Source organism: Streptosporangium sp. NPDC002524 (genome assembly GCF_040295985.1).
In the GTDB taxonomy this organism is placed as follows: domain Bacteria; phylum Actinomycetota; class Actinomycetes; order Streptosporangiales; family Streptosporangiaceae; genus Streptosporangium.
This window is the reverse complement of the sequence record NZ_JBEOWK010000010.1, coordinates 230,322-248,098: the sequence shown is the minus strand read 5'-3', so window position 1 is coordinate 248,098 and position 17,777 is coordinate 230,322. Positions and strand designations below refer to the sequence as shown.

The following is a 17,777-nucleotide window of genomic DNA, read 5'->3' as shown; positions in this document are numbered from 1 at the left end:
CCAAAGTGGTGCGGGAATCGATGCCGCGCGGTGACTTGGCGAACATTTGGACCAGCCGGGGGCCGGGCCAGGATCGCCGATGGGAGGAACTGTACCCGGAAACATGATCGCTTCGCTCCGCGCGACGGCACTTGCCGCGTACCAACATCGGATTTCAGTGGACGAAGCTCTCAAAACCGGTAAGACGCGATCATTGTCATCACTTGGTCGTGTCTGGGTGGTGTGAGGTGGGATCTCATTGAATAGTCGGTGATTTCGTATCGGTCTTGCCGGACGGCGGGCTTGGTGAGCCGACCGGTCCCCCGACATGGCACCCTGGTGGGGTGACTTCCGAGCCCGCCGACTCCGCCTTCCTGCGCGCCTGCCGCCGCCGGCCCGTCTCCCACACCCCGGTGTGGTTCATGCGCCAGGCCGGCCGCTCGCTGCCCGAGTACCGGGCGCTCCGCGAGGGGGTGCCGATGCTCACGGCCTGCGCCACCCCCGAGCTGGTCGTGGAGATCACGATGCAGCCGGTCCGCCGCTACGGCGTGGACGCGGCCATCCTCTTCAGCGACATCGTCGTGCCGCTCAGGGCGATCGGCGTCGACCTCGACATCAAGCCCGGCGTCGGGCCGGTGGTGGCCGCGCCGATCAGGGACGCCGAGGCGGCCAAGGCGCTGCGCCCGATCGAGCCCGACGACGTCTCCTACGTCACCGAGGCCGTCCAGGCGCTGACGAAGGAGCTGGGCGCGACCCCCCTGATCGGTTTCGCGGGGGCGCCGTTCACGCTGGCGTCCTACCTCATCGAGGGCGGCCCCTCCAAGAACCACGACCACACCAAGGCCATGATGTACGGCGAGCCCGAGCTGTGGCACGCCCTCATGGACCGGCTGACCGAGATCACCCTGGGCTTCCTGCGCGTGCAGCTCGCCGCCGGGGCCTCCGCCGTCCAGCTCTTCGACTCCTGGGTGGGGGCGGTCTCGCCCGACGACTACCGCGAGTTCGTCCTCCCCTACACCAGCCGGATCTTCGCGGGCCTCGCCGGTCTCGACGTCCCGCGCATCCACTTCGGCGTCGGCACCGGCGAGCTGCTCGGCCTGCTCGGCGAGGCGGGGGCCGACGTCGTGGGCGTCGACTGGCGGGTCCCGCTCGACGAGGCCGCCCAGCGGGTCGGCCCCGGCAAGGCGCTGCAGGGCAACCTCGACCCGGCGATCCTGCTCGCCCCGTGGGAGGTCGTCGAGCGCCGCGCGGGCGACATCCTCGCCCGCGCGTCCAAGATCGAGGGCCACGTGTTCAACCTGGGTCACGGGGTGCTGCCCGGCACCGACCCCGACCAGCTGGCCCGCCTCACCGACTTCGTCCACGAGGCCTCGGCCCGCTGACCGTCCCGCCCCCGGGGGACGTCCGCCCGGGGCTGCCTGCCCGGGGACGTCCGTCCGGGGGCGGTCACGCGGGGACGTCCGCCCCGGACTCTCATCTGGGGACGGTCACGCGGGGACTGCTCGGGACGGTCACCAGGGACCGCTTACCCGAGGACGTTCGCCCGAGGTGGTCATCCGAGGACGTTCGCCCGGGACCGCTCATCCGAAAATGTTCGCCCGGGCAGTCATCCGGCGGGGGTGCCGCCCCTGCGCGGGCTCATGGGGACGGGTCCCTCGTCGGCGTCGTCGTCCTCGGCCTTCTCGTCCTCGGCGTCCTCCTCGTTCTCGACCGGCGCGGGGTCCGGGTCGGCGGGCGGGGGAGCGAGCGGCCTGTCACCCCGCCAGCCCGGCCCGCCCGGTCCGCCACGTTCGTCCCGCCCGCCGCGGCGCAGGCGGAGCAGGAAGGCCAGCACCAGCCAGACCAGGCCGATCAGGACCAGCCAGGGGAGCAGTACGCCCAGGAGCGTCAGCCCGATCTTGGCGGCGGAGACGAAGGCCTTCCACCCCGTTTCCAGCCCGCCGAAGAAGCCGGACGGCTCGTCGTCCGGCTCCTGGACCACCGCCGCCGGGCCGACCAGGTTCAGCGTCAGCGTCGCCATGCTCGTCTGCGAGGCGAGGGTGCGCTGCCTGGCCTGCAGGGACTCCAGCTCGCTCTCGCGGTTGGAGACCTCCCGCTCCACCTCGAGTACCTCGCCGATGGTGTTGGCCCGCTTCAGCAGCGTGCGCAGCGAGTCGAGCGCGGCCTTGGCCGACTTCAGCCGGCTCTCCACGTCGGCCACCTGCTCGGTGACGTCCTTGGTGTTCTGCTGCAGCGACTCGCGCGTGCCCAGATCCCTGCCCAGGCGGTCGAGCGTTCCCGGGTAGTTGCCCGGAGGGATCTTGAAGACCAGGGTCGCGGAACCCTCGCCGTCGGAGTGGGCGTCCGACCTCTCCCTGGCCAGGTAGCCGCCCGCGGTGGTGACGATCTGCCGGGCCCGGTCCGCCGCCGCGGTGACGTCCTTGGCCCTGACCGTCATCTCCGCGGTGTAGACGATCGCCCGGTCCTCCGGGACCACCCGCACCTGGGCGGTGTTCTGGGAGTCCGGGGACGCCGCGTCCTTGCCCGCGGCCTGCCGGGAGGCGGAATCCGCCTCGGGGGCCCGTACGCCGGAGCCGCCGGCGTTGGACTCGGCGGCGGGTGCGGGGGCTGCGAGGTCGGACGTGCTCTGTACCTCGTTGCTCGCGCAGGCGGACACCAACAGCGCCAGGCCCACCAGGGGGATCGCGAGGCGCGGGCCGTACCGGAATCTGCTCATGAACATCATGACGGCGAGTGCGCGGGAGGAGTTCGGCGAGGGGCAGTCACGATGGCGTCACGTTCTGCGCGCCGTCGGGTCACGGGGGCGCCAGGGGCGCCGGGCGGGATGCGCGGCCGGCAGGGGGGACCGGTACGGTCTGGGGTCATGGAAGGCAAGCGGAGGCACGTGGTGGTCGTCGGCGGCGGGATCGCCGGGCTGGCCGCCGCGTGGCACCTGCGGCGGCACGGTGAGCACCTCAGGGTGACCGTCCTCGACGGCGCCCCGAGGATCGGCGGAAAGCTCCACGCCACCGAGGTGGCGGGCGTCGCGATGGACGCGGGGGCCGAGGCGATGCTCGCCCGGCGGCCCGAGGGCAAGGAGCTGGCCAGGATGGCCGGGCTGGGCGACGAGCTGAGGCTCCCCGGCACCACCAAGGCGGGCATCCTGAGCAGGGGCGTGCTGCGGCCCATGCCCGAGGGGCACGTGATGGGCGTCCCCTCCGACGTCCTCGCGCTGGCCAGGTCGGGCGTCCTGAGCCCCGCGGGCCTGGCCCGGGTGCCGCTGGACCACATCCTCCCGGCCACGCGCGTCACCAACGACGTGTCGGTGGCGGCGTACATCCGGGCCAGGATGGGCGAGGAGGTGGTCGACCGGCTCGTCGAGCCGCTGCTCGGCGGCGTCTACGCGGGCAGGGCCGAGCGGCTCTCGCTGGACGCGACCATGCCGAGGATCGCGATCGCGGCCAGGTCCGAGCGGTCGCTGCTCACCGCGGCGAGGGAGATCGCCGACGACGCCCCCAAGGACGCCGGGCCCGTCTTCACCACCCTGAGCCGGGGGATGGGCAGCCTGCCCGAGGCCGTCGCCGCCGCCTCGGGGGCCGAGATCAGGACCGGTGTCACGGTCAGGGAGCTGCGCAGGACCGAGAACGGCTGGCTGCTGGTCACCGGCCCCGTCCCCGCGCCGGAGACCGTCGAGGCCGACGCGGTGATCGTCGCCGTCCCGGCCCCCGCGGCGAGCCGCCTGCTCGCCGAGGAGGTGCCCCGGGCCGCCGCCGAGCTGGCCAGGATCGAGTACGCCAGCATGGCGATCGTCACCCTCGCCTATCCGCGCGAGGCGTTCCCGAAGCCGCCGACCGGCAGCGGCTACCTGGTCCCGGCCGTCGACGGGCGCGCGATCAAGGCCGCCACGTTCAGCTCGGTCAAGTGGCCGCACCTGGCGGAGAGCGACCCCGGCCTGGTCCTGCTGCGCTGCTCGATCGGCAGGCTCGGCGAGGAGGCCGTGCTCCAGCGCGACGACGCGGAGCTGGTCGCGCTCGCGATGGCCGAGATGGTCGAGGTCATGGGCGTGCGCGGGCTGCCCCGCGACTCGCGGGTGACCCGCTGGGGAGGCTCCCTGCCGCAGTACGAGGTGGGCCACCTCGACCGGGTGGCCCGCATCCGGGCCGCCGCGGCCGAGCAGCCGGGCCTGGCCCTGTGCGGCGCCGCCTACGACGGCCTCGGCATCCCCGCCTGCGTCGCCACCGCCCGCACCGCGGCGGCCCGGATTCTCGACCACCTGGATCCCACGGGAGAATGGCGTGACAGCACCGATTCGTTGACAAAGGGGTGACGATGACGGACGGGAACCCGAGGCCCAAGGCACGCGACCTGAACCAGGTGATCCGCTACACGATGTGGTCGGTCTTCAGGATGAGGGAGCGCTGCCCGGGACACCGCGAGGGCATGGCCGCCGAGGTCGAGGAGCTCATGGCCCAGATGGGGCAGAAGGACGTGGTCACCCGCGGCCTGTACGACGTGGCGGGCTTCCGCGCCGACGCCGACTTCATGTTCTGGTGGCACGCCCCGACGGCCGAGGACCTGCAGGAGACCTACTCGCGCTTCCGCCGCACCGGGCTGGGGCAGCTGGCCGAGCCGGTCTGGTCGGCGATGGCGCTGCACCGCCCCGCCGAGTTCAACAAGTCGCACATCCCGGCCTTCCTGGCCGAGGAGGAGCCGCGCGCGTACGTGAGCGTCTACCCGTTCGTGCGCTCCCTGGAGTGGTACCTGCTGGACGACGCCGACCGCCGCCGCATGCTCGCCGAGCACGGCAGGATGGCTCGCGACTACCCCGACGTACGGGCCAACACCGTCGCCTGCTTCTCGCTGAACGACTACGAGTGGATGCTGGCGTTCGAGGCCGACGAGCTGCACCGCATCGTCGACCTGATGCGCGTCCTGCGCGGCGCCGAGGCCCGGCGGCACACCCGCGAGGAGATTCCCTTCTACACGGGGGTCCGCAAGCACCCGAGCGAGCTGATCGCGGCGCTGCCGTAGCCCTCGCGCGTTCCTCCGCTCTCGTCTCCGTCTCCGTCCTCGTCTTCGCTTCCGGGGTGCCGGTCCGGTCCGGCCCGGTGGCGGAGGCGCGGTTCCGGTGACTCCCGCGAAGGCCGCGAATCCCGTGGGTTTTGTGGGGCTCGGGGATCTCGTGAGTTCCCGGGCCCGGCTAGTGAAGGCTGTGGGCCACGCGGGCCACGCGGGTTCCGGAGGTTCCGGGTGTTGCGCGAGTTTCGCGAGGTGACGGGTGTGTCTCCGGTGACGGCCGCCGGAAAAATAATCCGCCGAAGGTCTCTTTACTCCCCATTTGCTTTGTCATACTCAGGGAAAATCACCTGTCTATGTGAGGCCAAGGGTGCAAAGGGGCGAAGGTCTGGCACGGTCCAGGCGGCGTGCGCGGGGGCGCCGTAGGAAGAAGTCCCGCTCGCACGTTCTCGAGGTCTCGGCAGCCGTCGCCGCCTTCGCGGTGGGGGCCCTCGCGGTGAGCGGGTGGTTCTCCGGCGGAGCGGCCCCCGAGGGCGGGACGGCTCGGGTGCCGGTTCCCGGCGGCGTGGCCGCGATGGCACCGCCCGGGGCTCCCGCGGCCGGCACGGTGGTCGCCGCCGAGGTGGACGGGAAGGGCAAGGAGAGCGAGGAGACGGCCAAGAAGCGGGCCAAGGCCGAGAAGAAACGCCAGAAGGACAGGGAGACCGAGGCGTCGGGGCCCTCCAAGCACACCGACAAGAAGGCGGTCGCCTACTTCGAGAGCCGCAAGGCGACCAAGCGGGTCAAGGACATCCGCATGGTCGGCGGCTATCTACGGATATATACGGATCTGCCGCAGACGGCGGACAACTCGAAACAGGCGATCAAGCTCTGCGAGGCGGGTGTCGACTATCTCGTCGGAGAGCTCGGCATGCCCAGCCCCGTGGTCTTCGTCCAGGCCGAGTTCGGGGAGAACGGCAACCCGGTCCTGGCCAACGTCCTCGGCCCCGACGACTCCGACTGCCGTCTCACCTATCCGAGCCCGCGGTAGTCGCTTTCGGGGGCGAACGCCGGCGCAGGGTTCACGGGCGAAGGCTTTGTCTTGTCCACCCGAGCCTGCGGTGTTCGCCTTCGGAGTCGAACGCCGGTGTCGGGCTCGCGGGCAAGGCGTCGTCTCGGTCAAGGTGTCGTCTCACTTACCCGAGCCCGCGGTAGTCGCTCTCGGGGGCGCGGTGGCCGGCACCGCGCGTCGCCGAGATCACCCGGACCCTGGTCCTGCCGCAGACCGAGCAGCGTTGGGTGACCACCCGGCCGATGGTCTCGACGATCTCCCATTTATGGCGGAGATGCACGGGGACTCCTTAGAGGAACACGCTGCGGAGATGTCCGAGTACTACGCGTCATCTCGCTTTGCCCCTCCTGGCGGAAGGCTAACCTCCCGAACGGAGCGATATGACTGTCCGAGCGCGTGGAGGCCCCGCCGGAGGTCGGTCCGGCGGGGCCTCCGCGCGTGAGCGGGCAGCTTACTCGACGGGCTCCAGCCTCAGCGAGACGGAGTTGATGCAGTAACGGTCGTCGGTGGGCGTCCCGTAGCCCTCGCCGTGGAACACGTGGCCGAGGTGGGAGTCGCAGGTCGCGCACCTGACCTCGACGCGGGTCATGCCCATCGAGCGGTCCTCGATCAGCGTCACCGCCTCGGACTTCGACGGCTCGTAGAAGCTGGGCCAGCCGCAATGGCTGTCGAATTTGGTGTCGGACCGGAACAGTTCGGTGCCGCAGGCGCGGCAGCTGTAGACGCCCACTGTCTTGGTGTCGACGTACTCTCCGGTGAAGGGGCGCTCGGTCCCCGCCTGGCGGAGCACGCGGAACTCTTCGGGAGAGAGCTGGACGCGCCATTCGGCGTCGCTCTTTACCACCTTGTCCATGCCACCAGACTATGCGGTCGCGGAAGCGGGCCGCGGGGCGCGTCCAGGTACCGGCCGCCCGGCCGGCGCGCCCTGATGGGCGCGTTCAGCTGGTACGCCCGGACGGTACGCGCGGGCGGGATGCCCGGATGGCGAACCCGGGTGGCGAACCCGGGGCGAGCTCGGAGGGTGAACCCGAATGGCGAACCTGGATGGCGAACCCAGAGGACGAGCCCAGCCGGATGGCGAACCCAGAGGGCACGCCCGTAAAAATCTTGACGGGTGAAGCATCCTTTGGTGACCGTTTTGGCGTCTTTAGAGGTGTGGAGGGTGATTCACCTTCCCGTTGAGGGGTGAGGTCATCTGCCGGCCGTTCCGCGCATCGCGGACCGGCTCCAAGGCCGTGGCCCGGGTGGCGCGCCAGCGCCCGGACACCGGCGGGTACGGCAGGTGATTGTGCGGTCCGTCCCGTCGAGTGCCCGGTCCCGCCGCCGTGGCGGCTCCGGGGCGGACCCTACCCATTCGCGCAGCCCGCCTGTGAAGGCCTTCCCAGCCCCCGTATGTCGTTCTTGAGGGCACTTCCCGCTCTTCCTTGAAGGCACTCCCTGCTTTCTCGCCCCTCGGCTTGGGGGGGCTTCCAGGCGCGCGTCCCGGCACCCATTGACCACGCGTGGGCGACCCCGATCCCGCCGCGACGGCCCGGCTCCCGGCTGGTCTACGGTTGATCCCGACCGGCGGGCGGCCGCCCGCGCCTTCCCTCACCCAGGACGGACCCCTTGAACGACCGCGACCGCGACCGCGACCGCGCCCACGATCCGGCCCCCGTCGATCCCCGCCCGGCCGGACGCTCCCACATCGGGGTCAGCTGCAGCTTCGTCTGCCACGACGGCGAGGGTCGTGTCCTCCTGCACCTGCGCGGTACCAAGGCGAGGGACAGCCGTGGGGTGTGGGACTCCGGGGCGGGCGAGCTCGGGTTCGGCGAGGACTTCGAGGAGTGCGTCCGGCGCGAGGTGGGGGAGGAGTTCGGCGCCACCGTCCTGGAGCTGGTCCAGGTGGGGGTGGCCAATGTGAGGCGGACCTCGGGCGAGCTGCTGACGCACTGGGTGTCCGTACAGTTCGCGGTGCTGGTCGACCCGGGGGAGGTCACGCTGTCGGAGCCGGACCGCATTGGGAACCTCACCTGGTTCGGCGAGGGCGAGCTGCCGAGCGGTCTCCACCCCGCGCTGCCGGGCCTCCTCGCCCACGCGGCCCCCCACATCGGCTGGTCGGCCGCGCGTTCCTGACCGGCCACTCAGGGGGAGTCTCGCCGCCGTCGAGGGAGGGGCGGGACGCGGGTTCTGGCGTCGTACGCCGTCGTGCGGAGTGATGAGGGCTGTCTGCCCGTGTTGTCGCTCGACGGGGTAATAGAGTGCAGGTTGCGTTCTTTGATCTTGAGGTGTTCACGGGAGGATTCGGATGACCACGGCTGACGGCCGCTTCGGGCGGACGGGCAACCCTGAGGTGGACCGGCTGGCGGAGGGGTTCGACAAGCTCTCGGCGCGGTACGAGGGGATGCACGAGGAACTGGCCGGGATGCGGGCCCGGGGCGAGGCGGCCGACGGGCTGGTGAAGGTGGAGGTCGCTCCCGGCGGGGCCCTGCTGGGCGTCGACATCAACCCCAGGGCCATGAGACTGGGCTCCGAGGCGCTGGGAGAGGCGATCATGGAGGCCGTCGGGGAGGCCTCGAAGGTGGCGGCCGCCCGGATGGACGAGGTGCTGGCGCCCCTGCTCGGCGGCATGACGGGGTTCAGCGAGGCACTGCAGGGACGGATGCCCAGCCTCGCCCCCGGAGCCGGCATCACCGCGGACCCGCAGGTGGCCGAGGCACTGCGGAGCCTGCGGGAACTGCGCGACAAGTACGAGAGCTGACACGGCCGTACAGGACATGCGGCCACGTACGAGAGCTGACGTGGCCGTACAAGACGCGCGGCAAGTATGAGACCTGGCGCGGTCGTACGAGACGCGCGGCGAGTGTGACCTGGCGCGGTCGTACGCGAGGTGCGGCCACGTGCGAGAGCCGACGTGGCCGTGCGAGACGTGCGACAGGCGTGGGACCTGGCGTGTTGTGCGGGACGTGGGGCGGGGGCGGTTCGCGTCCCCGCCCCACGTTCGCGACCAGGCGCGGGAATGATCAGGCGCGGGAATCAGGTGTAGGACCAGCCCTCGCCCGGTGATCTGGTCGCGCTCCTGCGGGTGATGTCGTCGAAGTCCGTCTTGCCGTCCGTGCCGTCGCTGTCGAGGTTGGCCTGCGGCATGGGGAACTGGTTGTCCGCGCTCATCAGCGCGGTCAGGTTGCCCATGCTGAAGATGATGGCCGCCGTCGCGCCGACGATCGTGTTGACCGCGGTGCCCATCAGCAGCAGCCCGGACGACGCCTTGGTGGCGTTGGCCGCCGCCACCATCGCGGTGCCCATCGCGACGGTCGCCGGTGTGGGCGAGGCCATCAGGCGCTTGCCGATCAGCTCGGCGATCTCCGAGGCGATGATGATGCCCAGGAGGCTGTCGACGACCACCCCGGCGTTGTTGACGATCTTGGAGATGTCGGACTGGGCGCTCTGCACCGCGTTGGCCATCTGCAGCGCGGCCGTCTCCAACTGCTGGACCTCGTGGTAGACCACCCCCATGAACGTGTCGAAGGCCCTGCGGTCCGCACCCTCCGGCCAGGCGGCCTGGATCGCCTTGAGCTCGTCGTCCCACTCCCTGGTCCGCAGGTGCGCGACCTTCAGGTTGATCGTGCGCCAGTCGTTGAAGACCTTGGTGATCGCCTCGTCGTCCCACGGCTGGGCGAGCAGCCATACGGCCGCCGCGCCCGCCGCGGGTTTCGCCAGTGTCCCGGCCAGCTGAATTTTCGCCAGGCTGCCGGCCCACGCGGGGCCGTACGTGCCCAGGGCCTTCATCCCGCCGATGACGGCGCCCTCGACGAGGGCACCGGTGAAAGCCTCTTCGCCCGCCATGGGGCCTCCCCTCTGTCTAGTCGGTGGGCCCCAGGTCCTTGCCCTGCGTCGCCGTTTCGAGGTCGGACCTGTCCAGGGCGATCTTTCCTGGGAGGTCGGCCAGCTTCTGCGCGTCCTGTACGCGCGTGGCGGTCGCCAGCTCGGCCTCCCGGTAGTGGAGCACCACGCTGAGCAGCCCGGCGTTGATGCCGTCGAGGCATTTGACGAAGTCGGCGGCCTGCTTGGACTGGTACTCACGGGCCGGTGTGTAGTTGTTGGCCACCGTGACCGCGCCGATGGCGCCCCACTGGAGGGGGTCGAGATGAGTGCCCCCGGCCAGGTTGTCGATCTGCTCCGCGATGGGGCGGAGGGTGCTGATCAGGTTCTGGGTCGCGGCCTTGAGGGCCTCGGTGTTGACGTCGACCACCGTGCGCCGGCCTCCTGGATGTCATGCGCGCCACGCCCCCGTGGCACGACTCCGGATTTCCTATCCATGAACGAGGAGTAAACCAGGAGTAGCTCTAACATCACAGGCATCTTTCGACCTTTGTGATAAAGATCAAAAAATACCCGGCACGGGCGGGGTCCGCCGTGCCGGGAAACCTCCCGGGCGCGTCTGTCCGGCGCGGGAGCGGATGGTGAAGGTGAAGATCAGCCCTGGCGGCGCCGTCCGAGGGTGAACGACACGTTCACGCCGATGATCCCGACCCACATGAGCACCAGGATGAACCCGAGGAGCGAGTCGCCCAGCTCGGAGAAGGAGATCGCGATCGTTCCCGGCACGCCGAGCCCGAGGGAGATGATCGCCAGGGCCAGCCGCTGCCCGGCGTCCACGGAGGGGCGGACCGCGGGGCTCTCCTTGCGTGCGCGGGCGGCGATCCGGTCGTCCACCCGCTTGTCGATCTCCTGGTCCACCTTCTCCAGGAAGCCCTCGACGAGGGAGTCTTCGTATTCCGGCCCGAGGTGCCGACGGGCCTCGATCGAGGCGCGCAGTTCGTCACCGGAGGAAGATGTTCGAGGCATATTCGAGATATATCGCTTCTTTGCGATGATGTCCATACGGACACCGCCCCGGCCTCGCGGATCGCGGGAGTCTTTCGAGCCCCGCGTCACTTTCGTGCCGAGAGTTCCGGGAATCGAGGACTCGGGGATCCAAGGGTTCAGGGACTCGGGGACTCAGGAACCCAAGGACTCGGGGAGTTCGGGACTCAGGAACTCAAGGACTCCGGGACTCAGGAACTCAAGGACTCCGGGACTCGGGGACTCAAGGACTCAAGGACTCAAGGACTCGGGGATTCAGGGAGTCACGGCCTCCTCGGGCCGCCGGACGTACCGGGTGAAGAGGAACCCCTCGTCCTCCAGGACGTGGGCCAGGCGCAGGCGCGCGAGCGAGGACGGGCCGTCGAGGACCCTGGCGGCGTCTCCGCCGATCAGCAGCGGGCTCACCGTGAGGCAGAGCTCGTCGACCAGGCCGGCGGCGGCCAGCTGGGCGTTGACCTTCGGGCCGCCCTCGCACAGCACCCGGTTCAGGCCGCGCTCTGCGAGCTCCCGCATCGCGAGCGCCGGATCCACCCGCTCGTCCCCGGCCACGATCACGTCGGCGTGCCTGGCGGCCTCCTCGCGCCGCTCCCTGGGCGCGGCCTCGCAGGTGATGACGATCGTCCGCGCGTACGGCTCCGCCTCGGCGAACAGCGGGCCCGACAGGTCGAGGTCGAGCCCGCGGGTGATCACCGCCACCGGCGGGGCGGCCGGGCGGCCCTCGCGCAGCCCTCGCCATGACGGCCTGGGCCGTGCCGGGCCGTATCCCTCGGCCCGTACGGTCGCCGCCCCGGCCAGGACGACGTCGGCCAGCCCGCGCAGCACCCAGAAGACGTGGCGGTCGCCCCTGCCGGACAGGTCGCCCGACAACCCCTTCAGCCAGGTCCCGCCGTCGGCGCTGGCGACCATGTTGATCCGGAGGCACGGTCCGGCGGGGTAGGCGTAGGCCCGCGCGAGGTCGACCTCGGCCGAGCTCTCGGGATGGATGAGACGCATTGCCCAACCTTCGCACGGAGACCGCCCGACGTCCGCACGGAGACCGCCCCACCTTCCGTGGTGACCGCCCGACGTCCGCACGGAAGCCGTCCCACCTTGCGTGGAGACCGTCCAACGTCCGCACGGACGCCGCTCACCTTCACGGAAGCCGCCGCACCTCCGTACGGAGACCGTGCGGAGATGGTACGGAGACCGTGCGGGGACCGCCCCCGCCTTCGTGCCACGAGGTGTCCTACCTCCGCGCGGAGGCGGCCTGTGAGCTTTCTCGGTATGGGCGATAACGGTTGTGACGGCTTGTAGTGACTTCGGACGGCTCCCGATACATGATGCATCCTGGGAGACACGGGAGGGCTGTGTGGGGCTTGTCGCGATCGTGACATGGTTGATCACCGCGATGGTCGGGATCTATCTGCTGTACGTGTGGCTCTCGGGGGGAGGGTTGCGCCAGCAGGCGACCAAGGTCACCCGCTTTCCGACGTTGCTGATCTTCGCCCATCCGGTCCTGGCGGTCTCCGCCCTGGCCTGCTGGGTCGTCTACGTGCTCACCCTGGACCCGCTCTTCGCCTGGTTGTCGTTCGGCGTGCTCTCGGCCTCCGCGCTGCTGGGCTTCACGATGTTCACCCGCTGGCTGGGCGGCGGCCGCCACGCCCGCGGCGCCGAGCAGCGCTTCCCCATGGTCGCCGTCCTGCTGCACGGCGTCGTGGGAGTGGTGACGTTCGTGCTCGTCCTGCTCACCGCCGCGGTCGCGTCCGGAGCCTGAGGACCCCCGAAGAGTCCGGCGCCCGCAGAGCCCCGGAGAGTCCGGCGCCCGCAGAGCCCCGGAGAGTCCGGCGCCCGCAGAGCCCCGGAGAGTCCGGCGCCCGCGGAACCCCGAAGGGTCCGGAACCTCGGAGAGTCCGGCGCCCGCGGGACCTCGAAGGGTCCGGCACCTGCGCAACCCCGGAGAGTTCAGCGCCCGCGGGAACCCCGGGGAGTCCGGCACCCGCGCAACCCCGGAGCCCCCTACAGGCGGGCGCAGCGCAGGATCCGCACCGAGCGCGCGGTCACCTCCACCGAGGCGTCGGCCGGCCACGACTCCTCGGCGAACGGGGGCTCGCCGGGACCGTCGTCCGCGGTGTCCAGCACGCGCTGCCACCGCTTGCCGTACCTCGCCTCGGGCAGGGTGAAGGACATGTCCTCGTGGTGGGCGTTGATCAGGAGCAGGAACGAGTCGTCGGCGATGCGCTCGCCGCGCGTGCCCGGTTCGGTGATGGCGTCGCCGTTCAGGAAGACGGTCAGCGACTTGGCGTAGCCGGTGTGCCAGTCACCGGCCGACATCTCCTCACCGGCCGGGGTGAGCCAGACGATGTCGCGGGTCCCGTCGTCGGCCTTGTGGCCGTGGAAGAAGCGGCGCCGCTGGAACACGGGGTGCTCGCGCCGCAGCTTGGACAGGCTCCTGACGAAGTCGAGGAGGTCCCCCTCGTTCTTGACCAGCGACCAGTCGACCCAGGAGGTCTCGTTGTCCTGGCAGTAGGCGTTGTTGTTGCCGTGCTGGGTCCTGCCGAACTCGTCCCCGGCCAGCAGCATCGGCACGCCCTGGGAGATGAACAGGGTGACCAGGAGGTTGCGGCGCTGGCGGCGGCGCAGGGTCACGATCTCCGGGTCCTCCACCGGGCCCTCGGCCCCGCAGTTCCACGACCGGTTGTCGTCGGTGCCGTCGCGGTTGTTCTCCTTGTTGGCCTCGTTGTGCTTGCGGTCGTAGGAGACCAGGTCGGTCAGGGTGAACCCGTCGTGGCAGGTGACGAAGTTGATGGAAGCGACCGGGCGGCGTCCCGAGATGGCGTAGAGATCGGCGGACCCGGTCAGCCGGGAGGCGAACTCCGGCAGCGCGGACCCGCTCCCGCGCCAGAAGTCTCGCACGCTGTCGCGGTACTTGCCGTTCCACTCCATCCACAGCGGCGGGAAGTTGCCCACCTGGTAGCCGCCGGGCCCCACGTCCCACGGTTCGGCGATCAGCTTCACCTGGGAGATCACCGGGTCCTGCTGGATCAGGTCGAAGAAGGCGCTCAGCCGGTCGACGTCGTGCAGCTCGCGGGCGAGGGCGGAGGCCAGGTCGAACCTGAAGCCGTCCACGTGCATCTCCAGCACCCAGTAGCGCAGCGAGTCCATGATCAGCTGGAGGGCGTGCGGCGAGCGGACGTTGAGGGAGTTCCCGCAGCCGGTGTAGTCGAGGTAGTAGCGCCGGTCGCCGTCGTGCAGGCGGTAGTACGAGCGGTTGTCGATGCCGCGGAAGCCCAGCGTGGGCCCCATGTGGTCGCCCTCGGCGGTGTGGTTGTAGACCACGTCGAGGATGACCTCGATGCCCGCCTCGTGCAGCGCCCGCACCATCGCCTTGAACTCCAGCACCTGCTCGCCGCGCTGGCCCGAGCCGGAGTAGGCGGCGTGCGGGGCCAGGTAGGCGATCGTGTTGTAGCCCCAATAGTTGGTCAGCCCCCGGGCGACCATCGCGTGCTCGGGCACGTACTGGTGCACCGGCATCAGCTCCACCGCGGTGACGCCGAGGCTCAGCAGGTGGTCGATGACCGCCGGGTGGCCCAGCCCCGCGTAGGTGCCGCGCTGCTCCTCGGGCACCGCGGGGTGGCGCATCGTGAGCCCGCGCACGTGCGCCTCGTAGATGACGGTCTGGTGGTACGGCGTCCGGGGCGACCTGTCGTTTCCCCACTCGAAGAACGGGTTGATCACCACGTTCTTCGGCATGAAGGGTGCGGTGTCCTCGTCGTTGCGGTTGCCCGGGTCGGTGAACTGGTACGAGAACATCGCCTCGTTCCACTTCACGTCACCCTCGACGGCCTTGGCGTAGGGATCGAGGAGCAGCTTGGAAGGGTTGCAGCGGTGTCCCTGAGAGGGGTTGTACGGGCCGTGGACGCGGTAACCGTACCGCTGTCCCGGCATGATGCCCGGGACGTAGCCGTGCCAGACGAACCCGTCGACCTCGGTCAGCTCGACGCGCTCCTCGCGGCCGTCGTCTCCGAAAAGGCAGAGCTCGACACGCTCCGCTACCTCGGAGAACAGTGAGAAGTTGGCGCCCACGCCATCCCAGGTGGCGCCGAGCGGATAGGACTCTCCCGGCCAGACTGCGCGCATGTGATCCTGTTCTCCTCTGGTCAGGCTCCCTAGGTGCAGGGTGTTTCCGCCCCTGTCACTTTAAGGTGGTAATGAGGAGTTTCGTATCCGGGGTATGGCGTGCTTTCCGTACCTACCGTTTCCGTGCGCGCCGCGCGACCACGCGTGACCGGAGCGGTACGCGTGGCCGCGAAGGCGTCGTAGGCCGGCCCGCCGCCGGCCACCCTCGGTGACCGGTTCGAGGCGACCGTCCGCTCCGAGGCGACCGTTCCTTCGGGTGACCGTCCGCTCCGAGGCGACCGTTCCTTCGGGTGACCGTCCGCTCCGGGGCGGCCACCCGCGGTGGACGCCCTGCGGAGCGGTCCGGCCCCCGTCAACCCGATCGCGGGAGCACGACCGCGATCAGCTCAGCAGCTCGGCGTTGAGGCTGATCGTCGTGCCGGAGAGGGCCTTGCTCACCGGGCAGTTGGCCTTGGCGGTCTCGGCCGCCTCCTGGAACTGCTCGGCCGTCAGGCCGGGAACCTGGGCGCGGACCGAGATGACGATCCCGGTGATGCCCTCACCCGGCTGGAAGGTCACGTCGGCCTTCGTCTCCACGGTCTGGGGCGGGGTGCCGGCCTGGGCCAGACCGTGGGAGAGGGCCATCGAGAAGCACGAGGAGTGGGCGGCCGCGATGAGCTCCTCGGGGGAGGTCTTGCCGTTGGCCTGCTCGGCGCGCGAGGGCCAGGACACGTCGAACGTGCCCACCCCCGAGGAGTCGAGGGAGACGCTGCCCGAACCGTCGAGCAGCGCGCCCTTCCACTGGGTCGTCGCGGTACGTGTCGTCGCCATGGCGATTGTCCTTTCGATCATGAACCGTTGGCCATGAACGACCCTACTCGGCGTCGTCACCTGGCCGTGACCCGGAGCGCCCGGTTGTTCCGGAACCCGGAGGAGCCGTCCCGGAACCCGGAGGACAGAGGTCAGAACGAGGCGCGTTCGATGAGGGCGTCCAGGTCCAGGCCGGTGGGCAGGGTGCCGAAGGCGCGGCCCGCGTCGCCGGACAGCCGCGAGACGCAGAAGGCGTCGGCCACGGCCGGGGGAGCCAGCCGGACGAGCAGGGAGCCCTGCAGCACCAGCGCCATGTCCTCGGCGACGCGCCGGGCCCGGATCTCGAAGTCGGTGGTGTCGTCGAGGGACTTGCGCAGGCGGTCGGCGGCGGCGTCCAGGTGCCGGTCGGCCCCGGCGGCGAGCGCGACCTCGGTGAAGAACGCCTCCTGGGCCTCGGGCTCGCGGCCCAGGGCGCGCAGCACGTCCAGCGCCGCGACGTTCCCCGAGCCCTCCCAGATGCCGTTCAGCGGCGATTCGCGGAACAGCCTCGGCATCTGCGACTCCTCGACGTAGCCGTTGCCCCCCAGGCACTCCAGCGCCTCCGCCGCGTGGACCGGGGCGCGCTTGCAGACCCAGTACTTGCTCACGGCCAGCGCGGTGCGGCGCAGCGCGGCCTCGGCCTGGTCGCCGGCGATGGCCCGGTCGGTGGCCCCGGCCAGCCGCGTCATCAGGACGGTCGCCGCCTCCGACTCCAGGGCCAGGTCGGCCAGGACGTTGCGCATCAGCGGCTGGTCGGCGAGCCTCCTGCCGAACGCGCCGCGGTTCCTGGCGTGGTGGACGGCCTGCGTGACGCCGTACCGCATGCCGGCCGCCGAACCGATCACGCAGTCCAGCCGGGTCATGTTGACCATCTCCAGGATGGTCCGCAGCCCCCGGCCCTCCTCGCCCACCAGCCAGGCCGTCGCGCCGTGGTACTCCACCTCGGCGCTGGCGTTCGACCTGTTGCCCAGTTTGTCCTTCAGCCGCATGAGGTGGACGGCGTTGCGGGTCCCGTCGGGAAGGACGCGGGGGAGCAGGAAGCACGACAGCCCGCCGGGGGCCTGGGCGAGGACGAGGAACACGTCGCACATCGGGGCGGAGTTGAACCACTTGTGGCCGGTCAGAAGGTAGCTCCCGTCGGCCTGCGGCTCGGCGCGGGTGGTGCCCGCGCGCACGTCGGAGCCGCCCTGCTTCTCGGTCATCGCCATCCCGGCGAGCACGCCGCGCTTGCCGAGCGGCGGGCGCAGCCCGAAGTCGTAGCTCCGGGAGGCGAGCAGGGGCTCCCAGTCGGCGGCGAGCGCCGGGCTGTGGCGCAGCGCGGCGATCGAGGCGTAGGTCATCGAGATCGGGCAGCCGTGCCCGGCCTCGACCTGGCTCCAGACGTAGAACTTGGCGGCGCGGGCCATGTGCGCGCCCGGCCTGGCGCTCGACCACGGGGTGGCGTGCATGCCGTTGTCGACGGCGACGGTCATCAGCTCGTGCCAGGCGGGGTGGAACTCCACCTCGTCGATCCGCCGCCCGTACCGGTCGTGGGTGCGCAGGACGGGCGGGTGCTCGTTCGCCAGCCGTCCCCAGTCCTGGGCCTGCTCGGAGCCGGCGAGGAGGCCGAGCCGCCGCAGTTCCCCGGTGGCCCATCCCGCGCCCTCGCGGGCCAGTCCGTCCATCAGGGCGGCGTCGGCGGACACGTCGTGCCCGGTGAGCGGGTGGGCCTGGTTGAAGACGTCATGGGTCACGTGCGGCCTCCGGTGGATCATCCGGCTCGTCGCCGGCTCCTGTGCCTATCTCAACATCCTTCTGCGGGGTTGGCGCCCTTTAACGGGCGCTATATCCGATTTTCGTCCATAGTTGGACACCGGTTGCCGGAAGTTCATCCCGCCGTACACGGCCGGTCGGGGGGCGCGTACGGCGGCCCGCGCCCGCCCCGGCCGTACGGGTGGCTGGCGTCCGTCCCGGCCGCACGGGT

General features: G+C 70.7%; 17 protein-coding genes. 7 read left to right on the top strand and 10 right to left on the bottom strand.

Annotation, left to right across the window (positions count from 1 at the left end; genetic code table 11):
• Window positions 1-323: 323 nt before the first annotated feature.
• Window positions 324-1,361 (top strand): uroporphyrinogen decarboxylase, encoded by a 1,038-nt coding sequence (hemE, locus tag ABT053_RS19670; RefSeq protein WP_350970519.1) that lies wholly within the window; start codon window positions 324-326, stop codon window positions 1,359-1,361.
• 224 nt (window positions 1,362-1,585) lie between these two features.
• On the opposite strand, the gene ABT053_RS19665 is transcribed toward hemE, so the two are convergent.
• Window positions 1,586-2,695 (bottom strand): DUF4349 domain-containing protein, encoded by a 1,110-nt coding sequence (locus tag ABT053_RS19665; RefSeq protein WP_350970518.1) that lies wholly within the window; start codon window positions 2,693-2,695, stop codon window positions 1,586-1,588.
• A gap of 147 nt (window positions 2,696-2,842) precedes the next feature.
• On the opposite strand from ABT053_RS19665, the gene hemG reads away from it, so the two are divergent.
• The 3 genes from hemG (at window position 2,843) to ABT053_RS19650 (ending at window position 6,004) form a co-directional block, all read left to right on the top strand.
• Complete coding sequence (hemG, locus tag ABT053_RS19660; RefSeq protein ID WP_350970517.1) at window positions 2,843-4,285, top strand: protoporphyrinogen oxidase; 1,443 nt, start codon at window positions 2,843-2,845, stop codon at window positions 4,283-4,285.
• Between the two features lie 2 nt (window positions 4,286-4,287).
• A complete protein-coding gene (hemQ, locus tag ABT053_RS19655; RefSeq protein ID WP_350970516.1) occupies window positions 4,288-4,989 on the top strand; it encodes a hydrogen peroxide-dependent heme synthase in 702 nt (233 codons plus the stop codon).
• Window positions 4,990-5,470: 481 nt separating this feature from the next.
• Window positions 5,471-6,004: a hypothetical protein gene (locus ABT053_RS19650; protein ID WP_350970515.1), complete on the top strand. Its 534-nt coding sequence runs from the start codon at window positions 5,471-5,473 to the stop codon at window positions 6,002-6,004.
• Window positions 6,005-6,149: 145 nt separating this feature from the next.
• Here ABT053_RS19650 and ABT053_RS19645 read toward each other — a convergent pair whose 3' ends face one another.
• Together ABT053_RS19645 and msrB are read right to left on the bottom strand one after the other, a co-directional pair.
• The gene (locus tag ABT053_RS19645; protein WP_350970514.1) at window positions 6,150-6,305 is read right to left on the bottom strand and encodes a hypothetical protein; all 156 of its coding nucleotides are present in this window, start codon (window positions 6,303-6,305) and stop codon (window positions 6,150-6,152) included.
• Between the two features lie 171 nt (window positions 6,306-6,476).
• Window positions 6,477-6,878, bottom strand: coding sequence for a peptide-methionine (R)-S-oxide reductase MsrB (gene msrB, locus ABT053_RS19640; protein ID WP_344746678.1), 402 nt, complete (start codon window positions 6,876-6,878; stop codon window positions 6,477-6,479).
• A gap of 755 nt (window positions 6,879-7,633) precedes the next feature.
• On the opposite strand from msrB, the gene ABT053_RS19635 reads away from it, so the two are divergent.
• Both ABT053_RS19635 and ABT053_RS19630 read left to right on the top strand, forming a co-directional pair.
• Complete coding sequence (locus tag ABT053_RS19635; protein ID WP_350970513.1) at window positions 7,634-8,140, top strand: NUDIX hydrolase; 507 nt, start codon at window positions 7,634-7,636, stop codon at window positions 8,138-8,140.
• Between the two features lie 172 nt (window positions 8,141-8,312).
• Window positions 8,313-8,765, top strand: a complete 453-nt coding sequence (locus ABT053_RS19630; protein WP_350970512.1) for a YbaB/EbfC family nucleoid-associated protein — start codon at window positions 8,313-8,315, stop codon at window positions 8,763-8,765.
• 275 nt (window positions 8,766-9,040) lie between these two features.
• On the opposite strand, the gene ABT053_RS19625 is transcribed toward ABT053_RS19630, so the two are convergent.
• The 4 genes from ABT053_RS19625 to ABT053_RS19610 form a co-directional block, all read right to left on the bottom strand.
• On the bottom strand, window positions 9,041-9,850 hold the full coding sequence (locus ABT053_RS19625) for a hypothetical protein (protein ID WP_350970511.1): 810 nt from the start codon (window positions 9,848-9,850) through the stop codon (window positions 9,041-9,043).
• A gap of 16 nt (window positions 9,851-9,866) precedes the next feature.
• On the bottom strand, window positions 9,867-10,256 hold the full coding sequence (locus ABT053_RS19620; protein WP_350970510.1) for a hypothetical protein: 390 nt from the start codon (window positions 10,254-10,256) through the stop codon (window positions 9,867-9,869).
• A gap of 224 nt (window positions 10,257-10,480) precedes the next feature.
• Window positions 10,481-10,852, bottom strand: a complete 372-nt coding sequence (locus tag ABT053_RS19615; protein WP_350970509.1) for a hypothetical protein — start codon at window positions 10,850-10,852, stop codon at window positions 10,481-10,483.
• A 273-nt stretch (window positions 10,853-11,125) separates the two neighbouring features.
• On the bottom strand, window positions 11,126-11,863 hold the full coding sequence (locus tag ABT053_RS19610; RefSeq protein WP_350970508.1) for a pyrimidine reductase family protein: 738 nt from the start codon (window positions 11,861-11,863) through the stop codon (window positions 11,126-11,128).
• 373 nt (window positions 11,864-12,236) lie between these two features.
• Between ABT053_RS19610 and ABT053_RS19605 the strand changes: the two genes are divergently transcribed.
• Window positions 12,237-12,623, top strand: a complete 387-nt coding sequence (locus tag ABT053_RS19605; RefSeq protein ID WP_350970507.1) for a hypothetical protein — start codon at window positions 12,237-12,239, stop codon at window positions 12,621-12,623.
• Between the two features lie 242 nt (window positions 12,624-12,865).
• Here ABT053_RS19605 and glgX read toward each other — a convergent pair whose 3' ends face one another.
• The 3 genes from glgX to ABT053_RS19590 form a co-directional block, all read right to left on the bottom strand.
• Entirely contained in the window at window positions 12,866-14,986 is a 2,121-nt protein-coding gene (gene glgX, locus ABT053_RS19600; RefSeq protein WP_350970506.1) for a glycogen debranching protein GlgX, read from the bottom strand.
• Between the two features lie 381 nt (window positions 14,987-15,367).
• On the bottom strand, window positions 15,368-15,796 hold the full coding sequence (locus tag ABT053_RS19595) for an OsmC family protein (RefSeq protein ID WP_329083919.1): 429 nt from the start codon (window positions 15,794-15,796) through the stop codon (window positions 15,368-15,370).
• Between the two features lie 131 nt (window positions 15,797-15,927).
• Window positions 15,928-17,568 carry an isovaleryl-CoA dehydrogenase gene (locus tag ABT053_RS19590; RefSeq protein WP_502991804.1) on the bottom strand — a complete coding sequence of 547 codons (1,641 nt, stop codon included), beginning with the start codon at window positions 17,566-17,568 and terminating at the stop codon, window positions 15,928-15,930.
• Window positions 17,569-17,777 lie beyond the last annotated feature (209 nt).

What these genes read in the sequence shown, in the direction of transcription:
- ABT053_RS19610 (WP_350970508.1), bottom strand. Translation starts at nt 11,863, where the DNA reads ATGCGTCTCATCCATCCCGAGAGCTCGGCCGAGGTCGACCTCGCGCGG.
- ABT053_RS19665 (WP_350970518.1), bottom strand. Translation starts at nt 2,695, where the DNA reads ATGAGCAGATTCCGGTACGGCCCGCGCCTCGCGATCCCCCTGGTGGGC.
- ABT053_RS19630 (WP_350970512.1), top strand. Translation starts at nt 8,313, where the DNA reads ATGACCACGGCTGACGGCCGCTTCGGGCGGACGGGCAACCCTGAGGTG.
- ABT053_RS19625 (WP_350970511.1), bottom strand. Translation starts at nt 9,850, where the DNA reads ATGGCGGGCGAAGAGGCTTTCACCGGTGCCCTCGTCGAGGGCGCCGTC.
- glgX (WP_350970506.1), bottom strand. Translation starts at nt 14,986, where the DNA reads ATGCGCGCAGTCTGGCCGGGAGAGTCCTATCCGCTCGGCGCCACCTGG.
- ABT053_RS19615 (WP_350970509.1), bottom strand. Translation starts at nt 10,852, where the DNA reads ATGCCTCGAACATCTTCCTCCGGTGACGAACTGCGCGCCTCGATCGAG.
- hemG (WP_350970517.1), top strand. Translation starts at nt 2,843, where the DNA reads ATGGAAGGCAAGCGGAGGCACGTGGTGGTCGTCGGCGGCGGGATCGCC.
- ABT053_RS19595 (WP_329083919.1), bottom strand. Translation starts at nt 15,796, where the DNA reads ATGGCGACGACACGTACCGCGACGACCCAGTGGAAGGGCGCGCTGCTC.
- msrB (WP_344746678.1), bottom strand. Translation starts at nt 6,878, where the DNA reads ATGGACAAGGTGGTAAAGAGCGACGCCGAATGGCGCGTCCAGCTCTCT.
- hemQ (WP_350970516.1), top strand. Translation starts at nt 4,288, where the DNA reads ATGACGGACGGGAACCCGAGGCCCAAGGCACGCGACCTGAACCAGGTG.
- ABT053_RS19590 (WP_502991804.1), bottom strand. Translation starts at nt 17,568, where the DNA reads ATGATCCACCGGAGGCCGCACGTGACCCATGACGTCTTCAACCAGGCC.